We start from the raw sequence: 15,110 nt of genomic DNA on the forward strand, positions 1-15,110 counted from the left end.
CCTGCCCGGTCGCGGGGCACTTAGGCTTTTCGGGAAGGAGGCGCATGTCGTCGAGAGCGGGGCGGGCCCAGCGCGCAGGACGCGGAGTCGCTGCGGCGACCCTGGCGACCTTCGTCGCGACCGTCTCGCACGCCTCCGTCGCCGCCGAGCTGCCGTCGCTGATGAACATCGCGGTGGCGCTGTGCCTGGCCGCGCCCGTGTGCGTGCTCCTGGCCGGCCGCTCGCTGTCGTGGCGGCGGCTCTCGCTCGCCGTCGTGCTCAGTCAGGCGGTGTTCCACGGGCTGCTCGCCCTCGACCTGCGCGGGGGCGGCTCCGCCGCACCGGTGGGGCACCACGGGGCGGTGACCTCTTTCCTCGATGCCGCGGCCTCCGGTTCGCTTCCCCCCGATCACAGCGGGCATTCGCCGTGGATGTGGGTCGCCCACGCGTGCGCCGCGGCGCTCACGATCTTCGCTCTGGGAACGGGCGAGCGCGCGCTGCGCGCCATCGCCGGCTTCCTGCTCGCGACCTTCCGCGCCCTGCGGCCGGTCGCGTCGCCTCCGGTGGCGGTGAGCGTTCCCGCCCCGGCGGCCGAGCCGCCGCTTCGCGCGACGGGTATCGCCGTGCTGTCGGTGATGAGGCATCGGGGTCCGCCGCTCGCGGCGTGACCTCGAACCCTCATCCTTTCGCGCGACGCGACACTGTCGCGCGCGCACCGTCAGAAAGCAGCACCATGTCCCGTACCCCCTTCCTTCGTCGTGCCCTCGTCGGCCTCGCCGCCGGCGCGGCCCTCGCGATCGCGGTCCCCCTCGCGGCATCCGCGCACGTCACCGTCAACCCCGACACCGCCACCCCGGGCAGCTACGCCACGGTCAACTTCCGCGTTCCCACCGAGTCCGAGACGGCGTCGACCGTCAAGCTCGAGGTCACCCTGCCCACCGACACACCGTTGAGCGCCGTGCTCGTGCAGCCCGTCCCGGGCTGGACGGCCACGGTCGAGAAGGGCGCCCTGCCCGCGCCCGTCGAGGTCGACGGCAACACCCTCACCGACGCCGCGCTGAAGATCGTGTGGCAGGCCGACCCCGACGTCGGCATCGGCCAGGACCAGTTCCAGGTCTTCTCGGCCGTGCTGGGACCCGTGCCCGACACCGGTCACGTGGTGCTGCCCGCCGCGCAGACCTACTCCGACGGATCGGTCGTCGACTGGGCCGCGACGCCCGACGAGGTCGCCGCCGACGACACGCTCGAGCCGGCTCCGGTGCTCTACATCAACGACACCCCTCCCACGGGCGCGCACAGCCACGGCACGGCGTCCGCCGCGCCGTCGCACGAGCACGACGCCGGTGAGGCCTCGTCGGCCTCGGGCTCGGCATCCGACTCGTCGGGTGTCGCGCTGGGACTCAGCATCGCCGCGCTGATCGTCGCCGCCGCCGGAGCGGTGCTCGGCGCCCTCGCCCTGTCGCGTCGTCCGAAGCGCAGCTGACCGTGCGGGCACCGCGCGCCCTCGGGCGCTCCCTGGCGGTCGCGGCGATCGCGCTGGGCGCCGTGCTCGGCGGGGCTCAGGCCGCGTCGGCGCACGACAGCCTGGTCTCGACCTCGCCCGCCTCCGGCGACACGGTCTCGACGGTGTCGGAGGTCACCCTCGACTTCAGCGCCAATCTGCTGGGGTACGACGGCGGCAACATCGTCGTCGTGCTGGGACCCGACGGCCGGCACTACGAGGCCGACTGCGTCGCGCTCGCCGGGCCCACGCTGAGCGTGCCCGTCGAGCTGGGGGCACCCGGCGACTACACGGTCGAGTGGCGCGCGGTGTCGTCCGACGGGCACCCGGTCTCGGGGACCTTCCCGTTCACCTCCACCGCCGCGGGCACGTCAGTGGGGTCGGACGACTCGCCCTGTGCGAGCGCCGTCGGCTCCGCGGCTGCGCCGGCCGAGGCCGCGTCATCCGAGGCCGGCGGACCGTCGGGCCTCACGGTGGGGCTCCTGGTCGGTGGCGGCGTCGTGGTTCTGGTGGGCGTGCTGGTCGTCGTCATCGTGCGCACGCGTCCGCGGGAGGAGTGAGTCGGTGGCCGGGGAGCGCTGCTCCCCGGCCACCGTTCGCGGAAACGTGTCGAGTGGGATGCCGCACCCGGGCGCCGGGGGCGCGACCTACAGGCTCTGCCCCGGCACCGAGAACGTGTCGCAGGCGTTCACGCCGCCCTCACGCCCGGTGTCGAACCAGCGCTGACGTTGCTCGCTCGAGCCGTGCGTCCAGCTCTCGGGGTTGATCGCCCCGCCCGATTCCGCCTGGATGTGGTCGTCGCCGACGGCCGAGGCCGCGGCCAGCGCATCCGTGATCTGCTGCTGCGTGGGCGGCTCGAGGTACGGGGTGCCGTCCTCGTCGACCTGCTCGCCCGCCGCGGCCACCCAGGCCCCCGCGTAGCAGTCGGCCTGCAGCTCGGTGCGCACGCCGTTGCTGTCGGGACCTGTGCCGTCGTTCGGGTACTGCTCCATGACGCCGGTGAGGTTCTGCACGTGGTGGCCGTACTCGTGGGCGAGCACGTACAGCTGGGCCAGCGGGCCCGCCGTGGTGTCGTACTGCTCGCGCAGCAGGGCGAAGAACGTGGGGTCGACGTAGACCGTCTGCTCCGGCGGGCAGTAGAAGGGCCCGGTGGCGTTCGAGGCCGTGCCGCACTGCGTCGAGGTGGCACCGTCGACGATGATCAGCTGCGGCGGGGTGTACCCGTCGAGGCGCTCCTGCCAGAACTGGTCGACGCTGAGGGAGGCGGCCGCCAGTCGACAGGAGTCGTCGGTGTTGGCATCCTGGCCCGTCTCACAGCTCGTCAGGGCCTCACCCCCACCCGCGGGGGCCGCGGGCGCCTGGCCGCCGCCGATGAGCCCGGTCAGGTCGGTGCCGGTGAACAGCGAGAAGAGCAGCACCACGATGGCCCCGAGGCCGACCGTTCCACCGCCCACCGCGGCGATCGTGCCGCCGCGGCGCTTGGCGGTGTTGTTGCCGACGCGGGCGTTGTCGTTGAAGGTCACGTCCGTCACCGTAACCGGGGTGGGGCCCACGCCGGCAGGGGCTGGACTTCTCGGCCGCCCCTGCTTCAGCGTGCGGGCGTCGCGCGCCGAGGGCGTCGAGCCCACGGGAGTCGTCAGAACCCGGGGGGCCTCAGACGATGCGCCGCACCGCCGCGTCGGCGGGCGGCGGCGCGGTGCTCTCGCGCACGACGAGCTGCGGGCGCTCCGATGAGAAGCGGCGCCCGGTCTCGCCGGCGATCTCGTTGAGCAGCAGTTGCAGGCCGCGGCGGCCGAGGCCGGCGAAGTCCTGGTCCACCGTCGTGAGCGGCGGCGTCCACAGCGCGGAGAGCGGGTGGTCGTCGAAACCCGCCACCGAGATGTCGTCGGGAACCCGGCGGCCCGAGGCCACGATCCCGCGGATGACGCCCATGGCGATCTCGTCGTTGCCGCAGAACACGGCGGTGACCGAGGGATCCTCCGCGAGCCGTCGACCGATCTCGATCCCGGACCGCGGGTCCCAGGTCGCGTCGCTGAGCGCGGGGATGACCGCGCCGCGACGTTTGAGGGCTCGTCGCCAGCCGGTCGTGCGTCCGTCTTCGCGGCGCGACGGCGGCACGCGCACGTGGTGCACGGTGGCGTGCCCCAGATCGAGCAGGTGGTCGGTGAGTTCTTCGGCCGCGCGCGACTCGTCGAGCACCGCCTGCCGCAGACCCGACTCGCGCACCCCCGACAGCGCGACCAGCGGCAACGACACCGGGATGCGGTGCAGGGCGGCGACACCGGGCGGGTCGAACTTGAGCACGCAGACGCCCGCGAGCGGCTGGGCCAGAGTCGCGGCGATCGCCCGGTCGATCTCGCCCTCGTCGGTGCTCTCGACGACGGTGATCATGACCGTGTAGTCCTCGGCGCGGGCGGCCTCTTCGATACCGCGGATGGTCTCGGCGTAGCCGTACTGCGACGTGTCTCCGGCGATGACCGCGATGACCTGGGCCTTGCGCGACGCCAGCACCCGGGCGGCGGCACTGGGGCGGAAGTCGAGGGCCGCGATGGCCGCCTCGACGGCCTCGCGCTTCGACGTGCTCACCTTCGCCGCGCCCGTGAGCACCCGCGAGACCGTGGGAACGGACACCCCCGCGCGCGCAGCCACGTCGGCGATCGTCGCCGCCTTCGTGCGGGGGGTGTCCATCGTGCTCCGTCGGTGTGGAGCGGCGAAGGTCATTTGACGGCGCCGCTGGTGATGCCCGAGATGATCTTGCGCTGGGCCACCATGAAGGTGATCAGCAGAGGCAGGCTCATCAGAATGATGTAGGCGAAGATCAGATGCCAATTCTGAAGGTACAGACCGGCGCTCGCCACCTGGTACAGGTTCAGCGGGAGCGTGTCGAGCCGGCCGCCCACCACGAACAGCGCGTAGAAGACGTCGTTCCAGTCGTCCGGTCCATTCGGTGTGCTCGGTACCCGCGTTGCCCTGGCGGCTCTGCCTGAGTTCGCGCCGGGCGAGACGCGATCGATCAGCGCGACCGTACACGACGTGTGGCCCACTTTTGCCACCGAGGTGCAGACACGTTTCGACCCCGTGGCCATCGATACCTCAGGCATCTCGGGGGCACCGGCTGTGCGGCAGACGACCACGATGAGCATCCCGTGGTCTCAGCTCGGAATGCTCGCGGTACTCGTGCTCGCGGCCGTGCTTCTCATGTGGCGCGGCCGAGCGAAGAAGGCGTCCGTGCAGCGGATGATCGAGAACGCCCGCGAGGAAGGCCGACGTCAGGGTCCTCCCACGCTGCGGGGGTCGCTCCTGATCGTCGGCGTTCTGGCTGCCGTATCCTCGCCTCGCCTCCCGCGCCGAGCTGGGCGGACACGCCCGCGGGCGAGGTCTCGGTGCACGTCGACGTGACGCCGCTCCCAACGCCCCTGCCCTCGCTGCCGATGCCTTCGCCGACGCCCACGAATGCCGGATCCTCTCGCTCACCCTCCGGCTCGCTCGCCGAGAGCGGCAACGCGGCCGAACCGTGGCTCGCCGTCGCTGCGTCCGGGGTGCTCCTGCTCGGGGTCGGCGGCGTGTGGACCGCCGCACGCGCACGGGTCCACCACCCGCGCTGACCGATCGCCGGCGGGTGCGGCGACGCAGCGATGAGGGGCCCACTCCCGGAGTCGTCGCCTCGCCACCGACCGGACGGCGGCACCCCTCGGCGCGGTATCCGCGAGAAACCCCGCCCCCTCCGAACCGCCGAGGAGGACGGGGCCCGGAGAGGGGCGGGGCAGGGAGTTCGCCGGGACACCCCCACGGCATCCCGGCGAACGGTGGTCAGGCGGTGGGTATCCACACGCGCATCGCCGCCGGTCCCCGCTGAGCCCACTGGTGGTACGGGACGAGGGGCACGGTGTGATGCGGGTGGTCCGCCGGAGGAGGGAACGAGCCGTACGGCCAGGCGGCATCGTGGACCGGCTGCTCGACAGCGGTGACCCACAGCCGGCCGTCGTGCTCGTGCACACCGTCGGCGACGTCGACTCGCACAGTGTCGAACTCGGCGGTGGGCACGTCGACGGACTCGAGCGCGTACACCTCGGGTCCGCGCTCCACGGCGACGCACCCGCGCACGGCGTCGATCCGCGAGTCGGCCGAGCGGAAGCGCGCCGTCATCGGCAGCGTCAACTCCACGACGTCGCCGGCGCGGAAGGCCCGACGCACGGCGACCGTGCCGGTGTTCGCCTCGCGGCTCTCGTCGGCCGTGGCGGTGACGAGGCGCACGGTCGCGCCCGCGGCCCATGCCGGCACCCGCAGCGAGAGGGCCCAGGGGTGCGCGGCATCTTCCGTGATCCGCACGCGGACCGTTCCATCGAGCGGGTAGGCCGTCTCGATGTCGAAGGCCACGCGCTGGCCGTCGGCGAGCATCGTGCGCACCTCCGCCGGGGCGTACTGGTGCACCTGGATGCCGTCGGCGTCGGCGGTGGCGATGTAGGCGTCGAGGCTCGCGAACGTGCGGGCCACGTTCGGCGGGCAGCACGACACCTCGAACCAGGGCGCGCGAAGCGACGACGAGGCACGGAGGGACGTGCCGTTCGGATCGGCCGGAATGCCGGGAACGCGCTGGTGCAGCGTGTTCGAGTAGTAGAACGACTTCCCGTCCTCGCTCGGCGAGGTGGCCACCACGTTGAACAGCGTGCGTTCGATGAGATCGGCGTACTTGGCGTCGCCGTCGGCGAGCAGGAGGCGCCACGAGAACATGATCGACCCGATGCCCGCGCAGGTCTCCGAGTAGGCGCGATCCGGCGGCAGCTCCCAGTCGTCGCCGAAGGCCTCGTCCTGGTGATGCGAACCCTGTCCGCCCGTGATGTACGTGCGACGCGCCACGGTGGTCTCCCACTGATGCCGCAGCGAACCGAGCAGATCCGCGTCGTCGCGTTCGACTGCGATGTCGACGGCTCCCGCGGCGAGGTAGTTGGCCCGCACCGCGTGACCATGCAGCACCGTGGTCTCGCGCACCGGGACGTCGTCCTGGAAATAGGACCGTCCCCACTCGATGTCCTCGAGCGTGCGGCGGCCGCGACGGTCGACGAACAGGTCGGCCTGTTCGAGGTAGCGCGGCTCTCCGGTCACCCGGGAGAGCTCGGCCAGGCCCACCTCGACCTCCGGGTGTCCGCAGACCTCGGCACGCCCGTTCGGGCCGAACCTCTCGTAGACGAGGTCGGCGGCACGACGCGCGACGCCGAGCAGTCCGTCGTCGGAGCCGGGCCGGGTGCGCTCGCGCGCGACGGCGGCCTGGAAGAGGTGGCCCAGGCAGTACAGCTCGTGCCCCCACTCCAGGTCGGACCAGCGATCGCCCTGACCGGTGCGGCCGAACCTCGTGTTGAGGTAGCCGTCGGGCTCCTGTGCGGCGGCGACGCGGGCGACGACGGCGCGGAACGTGCGCTCGAGGTCGGCGTCGTCGCCACGCCCGATCTCCCAGGCTGCGGCTTCGAGGTACTTGTACACCTCGGAGTCGGAGAACTCCCGGCCGCGGCGGCCCGCGGGCAGGGTTCCGGCCGCGGCGCGATCGAAGTTGGGCAGCCAGCCCTCGGATTCGAGGCGACCGAGCACGTGTCCCAGGGTCGCGGCGGCGTTGATCCGCTGACGCTCGCCCCAGAAACCTCCGGTGATGCGGACCTCGTCGAGGCCGAGCGGACGCAGCGCGCCGCGGCTGGGCGAGACGGGTGCGACGGGTTGCACGAGTGGGGGGGTGGTGATGGTCATTCTTTATCCCTTGAAGGCGCCCGACATGAAGCCGCGCACGTAGTGACGTTGAAGGATCAGGAACAGCACGATGCAGGGCAGCGCGAGCACCACGACTCCGGCTTCGGTGACGCCGTAGTCGATGACGCCCATCGTCTGGCCGCGGAGGTTCGCGACGGCCAGCGGGAGCGTGATGCGGGACTGGTCGTTGATCAGGATGAGGGGGGCGATGAAGTCGTTCCACGCCGTGAGGAAGGCGAACAGCCCCACGGTGATGAGCCCGGGCTTGACCGCGGGCAGCAGCACCCGCCAGAGGGCCGAGAAGCTCGTGCAGCCGTCGACCAGGGCCGCCTCGTCGAGCTCGCGCGGCACGGACTCGAACGAGATGCGCATCATGAACATCGAGAACGGCAGCTGGAACATCGTCAGCACCAGGGCGACGCCGACGAGGGAGTTCTGCAGGCCGACCGCGTTGAGGATGACGTACAGCGGAATGAGCAGCGTGGCGTAGGGGACCATGAGGATCGCCAGCACCGACAGGAACAACAGGTTCTTGCCGGGGAACTGGAAGCGTGCGAAGGCGTAGCCGCCGAGGAACGACACGACCAGGGTCAACACGACCGTGAGCACCGAGACGAAGAGCGAGTTGCCCAGGTAGACCCAGATGCCCGACTGGAAGTTGGCGAGGGTCGCGTAGTTCGCGAAGCCCCAGCCGTCGGACTGGCTCGTGCCGGCCTGCGGGCTGACCGAGGCGACCCCGGTCCACACCAGCGGGTACAGGAAGATGATCGCGATGGCGCCGGTGAAGATCTTCGACGGCAGGCCCCACAGCAGGGCTCCCGACGGGCGGCGTCGATCCCGCGAGCCGGGGGCCACGATGGCCCGCGTGCTGGCAGTGGCGGCGGGGGAGGGAGTGGTCAGGGCCATGTCAGGCCTCCTCGGGACGACGGAACGCGCGCAACTGCACGGCATTGATGACGACCAGGGCGAGCAGGATGATCACCGACAGCGCAGCGGCGACGCCGAGGCTGTTCTGGCCTTGGAAGGCGATGTTGTAGATCAACTGGACGACCGTCATGGTGCTGTTGTCCGGTCCGCCCTTGGTGAGGATGTAGAACTGGTCGAACGCCAGCAGCGACCCCGTGACGCACATCACCGTGGTCAGCGCGAAGGTGGGGCGCAGCAGCGGCACGGTGATGTCGCGGAAGATCTGCCAGCGGGAGCCGCCGTCGATGCGGGCGGCCTCGTAGATGTCCTCCGGGATGCCCTGGAGCCCGACGAGCAGCAGCAGCATGTAGAAGCCGGCGAAGCGCCAGACGATCAGGAAGACCGTCGACCACAGGGCCCCTTCGGGGGTGCCGAGGAACGTGACGCCCCACGACTCCATCAGGCCCGAGAACGGACCGGCGATGGGGGAGTACAGCACGTAGAAGAGCAGGGATGCCGAGGCGAGACCGAGCGCGCTGGGCAACAGGAACGCGGTGCGGAGGAATCCCTTCCACGCGGTCGATTCCTGCACGAGCAGGGCGAGGCCGAGCCCGAGACCGATCAGCAGCACCGTCGTGATCAGCGTGTAGAGCACGGTGAAGCGCACCGAGTCCCAGAACAGTCGATGATCGAGCGCCTCGACGAAGTTCTCGGGGAAGTTCGGACCCATGTTGCCGCGCAGGAGCGGCCAGTCCGAGCCGGACATCTGCAGCACCAGCAGCAGAGGGATGACGAAGAGGGCGATGATGAACAACGCCGTGGGGGCGGCGTACAGCCACCCCTGGACGGGTCCTCCGAGCGCGGAGCGCTGGTAACGCGAGCGCCGGGGAGTAAGAGTGCGGGCCACGATCTTCCTTCCGGGGGTGTGGGGGTGCCGTTCGGGCGACACCCCCACAGATGGGTTACTGCGAGAGGATCGCGGTGATCTCTTCGTTGTCGGCTTCGACCGAGTCGCCGTCGTTCAGCACGGCGTTTCGGACCAGGGTCAGCCAGGGGCTTCCGGGCGCGTTGAACGCCTGCTGGAAGTTCAGCGCCACGGGGGTCTTGCCCTCGCCGGCGACCTCGTTGATGGCCACCTGGCGGGGGTCCTTCGACGAGAATTCGTTGTCGGCCAGATCCGAGCGGGCGACCGTGCTGCCGTCCTTTGCCAGCACTCCGACCTGCGCGTCCTCCGACGTGAGCCACGACAGGAAGTTCCACGCCTGCGGGGACTGCTTCGAGTCCTTGGAGATGCCGATGCCGTCACCGCCCACGAAGGTGGATGCGCCGCCGTCGACGCCCGGGATGCCCGAGACGCCCGCGTCGAACTCGAGTCCCGACAGCAGGGTGGCGGGGAACGGCATGATGCCGACGTTGCCCTCCTGGAAGCCGGCGACCCACGTCGCACCGGTCTCATCGGCCGAGCCGGGAGCGACGGCGCCGGAGGACTCGAGGTCCTTCCACGTGGAGTAGACCTCCTGCGCGGCGTCGCCGGCGAGCAGCGACTCCGTGCCGTCGGCGTTCAGGACGTCCTCACCGGAGGCCCAGACCGACGGGAACCAGGTGAACAGAAGGCATCCACCGCAGTTCAGGCCCGTGGAGGTGCCGGACACGCCCGGCTTGCCGAGGGCCTGCACGGCCTTCGCAGTGGCGGCAAAGTCGGCCAGGGTCTCCGGCGCCTTCTCCGGGTCGAGGCCGGCCTCGGCGACGAGTTCCTTGTTCCACATCATCACCGAGAGGTCGAGCACGAACGGGAGAACGTGCTCCTTACCGTCGAGGGTTCCCGCGCTCAGGTGGCCCTTGTTGATCGAGTCCTTGTACGAGAGTCCGTCGATCTGGGCGGTCACGTCCTGGAACAGGCCCTGCTCGACCCAGTTGGGCACGTAGACGATGTCGGCGGCGAAGAGGTCGGGCAGGCCGCCGGAACCGGCTGCGGCACCCACCTTTGCCACGTAGTCGTCGTTGGGGACGACGGTCAGTTCGACCTGGTTCTCGTGGCTGGAGTTGTAGGCCTCCACCAGCTGCTTGGCCTGCTTCTCGAGCGGCGCGCGCGTCCACAGGGTCAGCGAGGTGCCGTCGTCCACGCCTTCGGCGGGGATGTCGGCGGGGACGGCGTTCGTGGAGGGGGCGGAGCAGCCGGTGAGGGCGAGCGCTCCTGCCAGCACGGCGGCAGCGCCTCCCCGCCAGAGAATGGTGCGACGTCGGGTAGTGGTCATTGCGGGTCTCCTTGGCTCATCGGTGAGCGGCCTCGCGCAGGCGTCCGTGCCTGCGGCTCCCGCTTCGAAATCTTCGAAAGCGGTTTCGCCATTCTGTCCCCAACGTGGGCGGCTCGTCAACTGTGCTCCGATAACCTTTTAGCAACGGGAGGCGCGATGTCGAAGAGAAAAAGCGGGGTACCGATGCTCAGTGACGTCGCCGAAGCGGCCGGAGTGTCTCTGTCTACCGCGTCGAAAGCGTTGAACGGTCGAGGCGATGTCGCCGCCGCCACCCGTGCGCGGGTCGAAAGTGCCGCTTTCGAGCTGCGGTTCACCCCGAACCCCCTCGCGCGGGGATTGCTGGCCAGCAGGTCGGGCACGGTCGGTCTGCTGACCAACGACCTGGAGGGCCGTTTCGTGCTGCCCATCCTCGCCGGAGCAGAAGACGCCCTCGGCGCGGGCAGCGTCAACGTGTTCCTTTGCGACGCGCAGGGTGACGCCGTGCGCGAGCAGCATCATCTCCGCGCGCTGTTGAGTCGCCGGGTCGACGGCATCATCGTCGTGGGCAGCCGCACCGACGCCCGTCGCTCCCTCGGACAAGAACTCTCCGTCCCGGTCGTCTACGTGTACAGCCCCTCCGATGACGATCGAGACCTCTCTCTCACGCCCGACAACCTCACCGGCGGTCAGCTGGCCATCGAGCATCTGGTCAGCTGCGGCCGCAAGCGCATCGCCTTCATCGCGGGGGATCAGAGCTACCGGGCGGCGACGGATCGGTGGGAGGGCGCCCAGGCGGCGCTGCGTGCGGCCGACCTCGAGCTCGTCGGCGCACCGATGTACTCCGAGTGGTCCGAGCACTGGGGCCGCGACGCCGCGGCCACGCTGCTCGAGCGCTACCCCGAGATAGACGCCATCTTCTGCGCCTCCGACCAGTTGGCCCGCGGGGCGATCGACACGGCTCGGGAGCTCGGCCGCCGCGTTCCGGAAGACCTCGCCATCATCGGGTACGACAACTGGCTCCCCCTCGCCGCGAACTCACGGCCGGGACTCACGAGCATCGACGCCAACCTGGGAGAGCTGGGCAAGCAGGCCGCGGAGCGGATCTTCCAGGCGATCGACGGTGTCGAGATACCGCACGGCGTGCACCACCTCCCGGTGCGTCTCGTCATCCGGGGTTCCACGATCGCCCGCCGGTAGACGCCCTCGAGGGCGTCCGCCATCGGAGCGGGGCTGGGCCATCCTGGGGGGAGGCAGCCGAAGCGCTGCGACGACACCCCAGGAGCACATGAACATGAACACCCCCCGCCGCGCACTGATCCTCGTCGACGTGCAGCAGGACTACTTCTCGGGTCCGCTCGAGATCCGCTTCCCCCCGCACGCGCAGTCCCTGCCGCAGATCACCGCCGCGATCGAGGCTGCCACCGCCACAGGCATCCCCGTCGCCGCCATCCAGCACCTCGCCCGAGAGGGCGCTCCGGTCTTCGACCCCACGACGGACGGCTTCGCGCTGCACCCCGCGGTGGAAAGCCGTCTGGGACCGGATGCCAAACGCCTCACCAAGCGGTACGGCACGGTGTTCGCGGGCACCGACCTGCTCGACTGGTTGCGGGCGCACGAGGTCGACACGATCACGTTGGTCGGGTACATGACGAACAACTGCATCATCGCGTCGGCCGCCGAGGCCGAGACGCACGGCCTCGCCGCGGAGGTGCTGTCGGATGCCACGGGGGCGATCCACCTCGCGAACACCGCCGGCTTCGCCGATGCCGAGACCGTCCACACGACGCTGATGACGCTTCTGCACTCGAACTTCGCCGCGGTGGCGTCGACGGCGCAATGGCTCGATGCCGTCACCGATGGCACGGTCCTCACGAGCGACAACCTCGCGCAGTCCGCCATCGCGGGAGCTGAACGCGCCGCTCGGCGGTGACCCCGGTGCCGGGGCTCAGCCCAGGAACTCCCGCGCCGCCACGACCAGGTTCTCGACGCCCCGGTCGATGGTCGGCTGCATGACGGGGGCGAAGTACGGCGAGTGGTTCGTCGGGATGTCGCGCTCGATGGTGCCGCCGGCCAGGGCATCGGCGAAGGCCTGCGGGTCGACGCCGCCCCAGAACCAGAACACCAGCGGAGCGCCCGACTCTCGCGCGAACCACGACACGTCCTCGCTGCCGGTGAACATGCCCGGGTCGACGACGCCGGCCTCGCCGAACGCGCGGTGGAATGCTCCGGTGAGCCGGGCCGTGGCATCCGGATCGTTGATCGTGGGGGGAAGGGTGTGGTCGGTCGAGATGGTGGGGGTCTGCTCGGCTCCGGATGCCTCGGCCTCGGCGCGGATGATGCGCTCGACCTTGCTCATCACGCGCGTGCGGGCGGCGTCGTCGGGGTAGCGCAGGCTGAGTTCGAGCTTCGCCTCGGCGGGGATGATGTTGTTCTTCAGTCCCGCGTGGATCGAGCCGACGGTGACGACGGCGACGTCGCGCGGGTCGACCTCGCGCGAGACGACGGTCTGCAGGCGCATGACGGTGGCCGCGGCCATGACGACGGGGTCGATCGTGGAGTGCGGGCGCGAGCCGTGGCCGCCGCGACCGTGCAGCACCACGGTGAGGCCGTCCGAGGCCGCCATCTGCGTGCCCGGGCGCACGCCGATGACGCCGGCGGGCAGGGGGGTGACGTGCTGACCGAGCACGATGTCGGGCTTCGGGTACCGCTCGAGCACGCCGTCGGCGATCATCGCCTGCGAGCCGGCGCCGTACTCCTCGGCCGGCTGGAACACGGCGACGACGGTGCCCGACCACTCGTCGGTCGTGGCGACGAGGCGTTCGAGGGCGCCGATGAGCGCGGTGACGTGCATGTCGTGCCCGCACGCGTGCATGACGGGAACGGCGTTGCCGGCCGGGTCGGTGCCGCGCGCGGTGCTGGCGTAGGCGAGGCCGGTCTGCTCCTCGACGGGCAGGCCGTCCATGTCGGCGCGGAGCCACACGACGGGGCCGTCGCCGTTGCGGATCGTCGTGACCACGCCCGTGCGCCCCACGCCCTCTTCGACCTCGAGGCCGAGGTCGGCGAGGTGGCGCGCGATGACGCCGGCGGTGCGCGTCTCTTGGAACGACAGCTCGGGGTGCGCGTGCAGGTCGGTGTACAGGCTTTCGAGGTCGACGCTCATGGATCGAGCCTAGTTCGCGCCTGCCCGCCCGTGTGGGGCCCCCGCACGCGCCGTGCTCCGGCCCCGCCGTGCCCGGCGCTATGCCGTGCCCCGCCCCGCCGTCCCCCAACCGTCGAGTGTCCAAGGCACGCCGCGTGTGCGGGGGCGGGTGCGGCGTGTCCTGGACACTCAACACCGCTTCGTCTCCGGGGGATGCGGCGCTACCCCCCCCGTTGAGTGTCCGAGACACGCCGCGTGTGCGGGGGCGGGTGCGGCGTGTCTTGGACACTCAACAGGGGTTCGCGGGGGCGGCGATACCGGATGCCGTGGGGCCCCGCAAGCCGTCCGGTCCGGCCGGGTGCGACGGCGAGGCTGATCGCATGACCACCACACACTTCGACTACCTCATCGTCGGCGGCGGAATGGTCGCCGACACCGCCGCCCGCGGCATCCGCGAGATCGACCGCGACGGGTCGATCGGCATCCTGAGCGACGACGTCGACGAGCCGTACACGCGCCCGGCCCTGAGCAAGAAGCTGTGGACCGACGACGAGTTCACGTGGGACCAGGTGCCGCTGGGCACCGCCGACGACACCGGCGCCGACATCCGTCTGCGCACGCGCGCGACGGCGATCCGCCCCGACGCGCACGAAGTGGATGCCGACGGCGAGACCTTCGCGTACGGCAAGCTGCTCGTCGCGACCGGCGGAAAGCCGGTGCCCCTCCCCGTCGAGGATCGTTCGAACGGCGAGCGGGTGCTGTCGTTCCGCACCGCCGAGGACTACCGCCGCCTGCGGTCTCTGGCGCAGGACGTCGAGCGCATCGCCGTCGTCGGCGGCGGGTACATCGGCTCCGAGCTGGCCGCGGCCCTCGTGCAGAACGGCGTCGACACCGTGCTCGTCCACACGGGGGCCGTGCTGGGCGACGCGGTTTTCCCCGCCGCGCTGGCGGAGCGCTTCGAGAAGCTCTTCCGCGACGCGGGGGTCGAGATCGTCGCCGGCTCCAAGGTCGAGGGCGGAGAGGCGGATGCCGCGGGCGTGCGGCTCTCGCTCGAGAACGGCGACGAGGTGCGCGCCGACGCCGTGGTGAGCGGCCTGGGCATCGATGTCGCGACCGACCTCGCCGAAGGCGCGGGGCTCACGGTCGACGACGGCGTCGTGGTCGACGCGCAGCTGCGGTCGTCGGCCGACGACATCTGGGCCGCGGGCGACGTGGCCAACTACCCCGATCGACTGCTCGAACGCCGCCGTGTCGAGCACGTCGACAACGCCAACGCGCAGGGCGCGGCCGCGGGTCGCAACCTCGCGGGTGCCGCCGAGTCCTACACGCACACGCCCTACTATTACTCGGCCGTCTTCGGCATCCGATACGAAGCGGTCGGAACCCTGGATGCCGAGCTCGAGACCGTCGAGGACTGGATCGACACCGAACGGGGCGTCGTCTACTACCTCGACGACGGCCGTGTCGTGGGCGTTCTGCTCTGGAACGTCGAAGAGGCCCGCGATGCCGCTCGAGCGGCGCTCGCCGACGCCAACACCCTCACGCGCGACGACCTCGTGGGGCGCATCCGCTGACGGTGGCGCGGGCCACGGGGCTTTCGGCCCGTGGTCTGCTC

General features: G+C 70.9%; 14 protein-coding genes. 6 read left to right on the plus strand and 8 right to left on the minus strand.

The annotated features are described in order from the left end of the window. Window positions 1-44: 44 nt before the first annotated feature. From ASF96_RS01720 to ASF96_RS01730, 3 genes are all read left to right on the plus strand, one after another. Window positions 45-647 (plus strand): hypothetical protein, encoded by a 603-nt coding sequence (locus ASF96_RS01720; protein ID WP_055935380.1) that lies wholly within the window; start codon window positions 45-47, stop codon window positions 645-647. 65 nt (window positions 648-712) lie between these two features. Continuing rightward, window positions 713-1,462 carry a YcnI family copper-binding membrane protein gene (locus ASF96_RS01725; protein WP_055935382.1) on the plus strand — a complete coding sequence of 250 codons (750 nt, stop codon included), beginning with the start codon at window positions 713-715 and terminating at the stop codon, window positions 1,460-1,462. Window positions 1,463-1,464: 2 nt separating this feature from the next. After that, window positions 1,465-2,040: a copper resistance CopC family protein gene (locus ASF96_RS01730; RefSeq protein WP_055935384.1), complete on the plus strand. Its 576-nt coding sequence runs from the start codon at window positions 1,465-1,467 to the stop codon at window positions 2,038-2,040. A gap of 87 nt (window positions 2,041-2,127) precedes the next feature. Here the strand turns inward: ASF96_RS01730 and ypfJ are convergent, their stop codons facing one another. From ypfJ to ASF96_RS01775, 7 genes are all read right to left on the minus strand, one after another. Beyond that, window positions 2,128-3,003, minus strand: coding sequence for a KPN_02809 family neutral zinc metallopeptidase (gene ypfJ / locus ASF96_RS01735; protein ID WP_055937582.1), 876 nt, complete (start codon window positions 3,001-3,003; stop codon window positions 2,128-2,130). A gap of 130 nt (window positions 3,004-3,133) precedes the next feature. Beyond that, on the minus strand, window positions 3,134-4,168 hold the full coding sequence (locus tag ASF96_RS01740) for a LacI family DNA-binding transcriptional regulator (RefSeq protein WP_055935386.1): 1,035 nt from the start codon (window positions 4,166-4,168) through the stop codon (window positions 3,134-3,136). 29 nt (window positions 4,169-4,197) lie between these two features. Continuing rightward, window positions 4,198-4,623: a hypothetical protein gene (locus tag ASF96_RS17300; RefSeq protein ID WP_235560509.1), complete on the minus strand. Its 426-nt coding sequence runs from the start codon at window positions 4,621-4,623 to the stop codon at window positions 4,198-4,200. Between the two features lie 667 nt (window positions 4,624-5,290). After that, window positions 5,291-7,216: a glycoside hydrolase family 127 protein gene (locus ASF96_RS01760; RefSeq protein ID WP_055935394.1), complete on the minus strand. Its 1,926-nt coding sequence runs from the start codon at window positions 7,214-7,216 to the stop codon at window positions 5,291-5,293. 3 nt (window positions 7,217-7,219) lie between these two features. After that, window positions 7,220-8,122 carry a carbohydrate ABC transporter permease gene (locus ASF96_RS01765; RefSeq protein ID WP_156458677.1) on the minus strand — a complete coding sequence of 301 codons (903 nt, stop codon included), beginning with the start codon at window positions 8,120-8,122 and terminating at the stop codon, window positions 7,220-7,222. A gap of 1 nt (window position 8,123) precedes the next feature. Next, complete coding sequence (locus tag ASF96_RS01770) at window positions 8,124-9,029, minus strand: carbohydrate ABC transporter permease (RefSeq protein ID WP_235560510.1); 906 nt, start codon at window positions 9,027-9,029, stop codon at window positions 8,124-8,126. Between the two features lie 55 nt (window positions 9,030-9,084). Beyond that, window positions 9,085-10,377 (minus strand): ABC transporter substrate-binding protein, encoded by a 1,293-nt coding sequence (locus tag ASF96_RS01775; RefSeq protein ID WP_055832086.1) that lies wholly within the window; start codon window positions 10,375-10,377, stop codon window positions 9,085-9,087. Window positions 10,378-10,560: 183 nt separating this feature from the next. Between ASF96_RS01775 and ASF96_RS01780 the strand changes: the two genes are divergently transcribed. After that, window positions 10,561-11,553, plus strand: coding sequence for a LacI family DNA-binding transcriptional regulator (locus tag ASF96_RS01780; protein WP_327037381.1), 993 nt, complete (start codon window positions 10,561-10,563; stop codon window positions 11,551-11,553). Window positions 11,554-11,647: 94 nt separating this feature from the next. Continuing rightward, window positions 11,648-12,286 carry an isochorismatase family protein gene (locus ASF96_RS01785; RefSeq protein ID WP_055833115.1) on the plus strand — a complete coding sequence of 213 codons (639 nt, stop codon included), beginning with the start codon at window positions 11,648-11,650 and terminating at the stop codon, window positions 12,284-12,286. Window positions 12,287-12,301: 15 nt separating this feature from the next. On the opposite strand, the gene ASF96_RS01790 is transcribed toward ASF96_RS01785, so the two are convergent. Continuing rightward, window positions 12,302-13,516 carry an amidohydrolase gene (locus ASF96_RS01790; protein WP_055935398.1) on the minus strand — a complete coding sequence of 405 codons (1,215 nt, stop codon included), beginning with the start codon at window positions 13,514-13,516 and terminating at the stop codon, window positions 12,302-12,304. A 359-nt stretch (window positions 13,517-13,875) separates the two neighbouring features. Between ASF96_RS01790 and ASF96_RS01795 the strand changes: the two genes are divergently transcribed. Next, window positions 13,876-15,069 carry an NAD(P)/FAD-dependent oxidoreductase gene (locus ASF96_RS01795; protein WP_055935401.1) on the plus strand — a complete coding sequence of 398 codons (1,194 nt, stop codon included), beginning with the start codon at window positions 13,876-13,878 and terminating at the stop codon, window positions 15,067-15,069. Window positions 15,070-15,110: the final 41 nt, after the last annotated feature.

Source organism: Microbacterium sp. Leaf179, assembly GCF_001423785.1.
In the GTDB taxonomy this organism is placed as follows: domain Bacteria; phylum Actinomycetota; class Actinomycetes; order Actinomycetales; family Microbacteriaceae; genus Microbacterium.

Coding starts and splice junctions, on each gene's coding strand:
- ASF96_RS01720 (WP_055935380.1), top strand. CDS start 45: ATGTCGTCGAGAGCGGGGCGGGCCCAGCGCGCAGGACGCGGAGTCGCT.
- ASF96_RS01725 (WP_055935382.1), top strand. CDS start 713: ATGTCCCGTACCCCCTTCCTTCGTCGTGCCCTCGTCGGCCTCGCCGCC.
- ASF96_RS01740 (WP_055935386.1), bottom strand. CDS start 4,168: ATGGACACCCCCCGCACGAAGGCGGCGACGATCGCCGACGTGGCTGCG.
- ASF96_RS17300 (WP_235560509.1), bottom strand. CDS start 4,623: ATGCTCATCGTGGTCGTCTGCCGCACAGCCGGTGCCCCCGAGATGCCT.
- ASF96_RS01760 (WP_055935394.1), bottom strand. CDS start 7,216: ATGACCATCACCACCCCCCCACTCGTGCAACCCGTCGCACCCGTCTCG.
- ASF96_RS01765 (WP_156458677.1), bottom strand. CDS start 8,122: ATGGCCCTGACCACTCCCTCCCCCGCCGCCACTGCCAGCACGCGGGCC.
- ASF96_RS01775 (WP_055832086.1), bottom strand. CDS start 10,377: ATGACCACTACCCGACGTCGCACCATTCTCTGGCGGGGAGGCGCTGCC.
- ASF96_RS01780 (WP_327037381.1), top strand. CDS start 10,561: ATGCTCAGTGACGTCGCCGAAGCGGCCGGAGTGTCTCTGTCTACCGCG.
- ASF96_RS01785 (WP_055833115.1), top strand. CDS start 11,648: ATGAACACCCCCCGCCGCGCACTGATCCTCGTCGACGTGCAGCAGGAC.
- ASF96_RS01790 (WP_055935398.1), bottom strand. CDS start 13,516: ATGAGCGTCGACCTCGAAAGCCTGTACACCGACCTGCACGCGCACCCC.
- ASF96_RS01795 (WP_055935401.1), top strand. CDS start 13,876: ATGACCACCACACACTTCGACTACCTCATCGTCGGCGGCGGAATGGTC.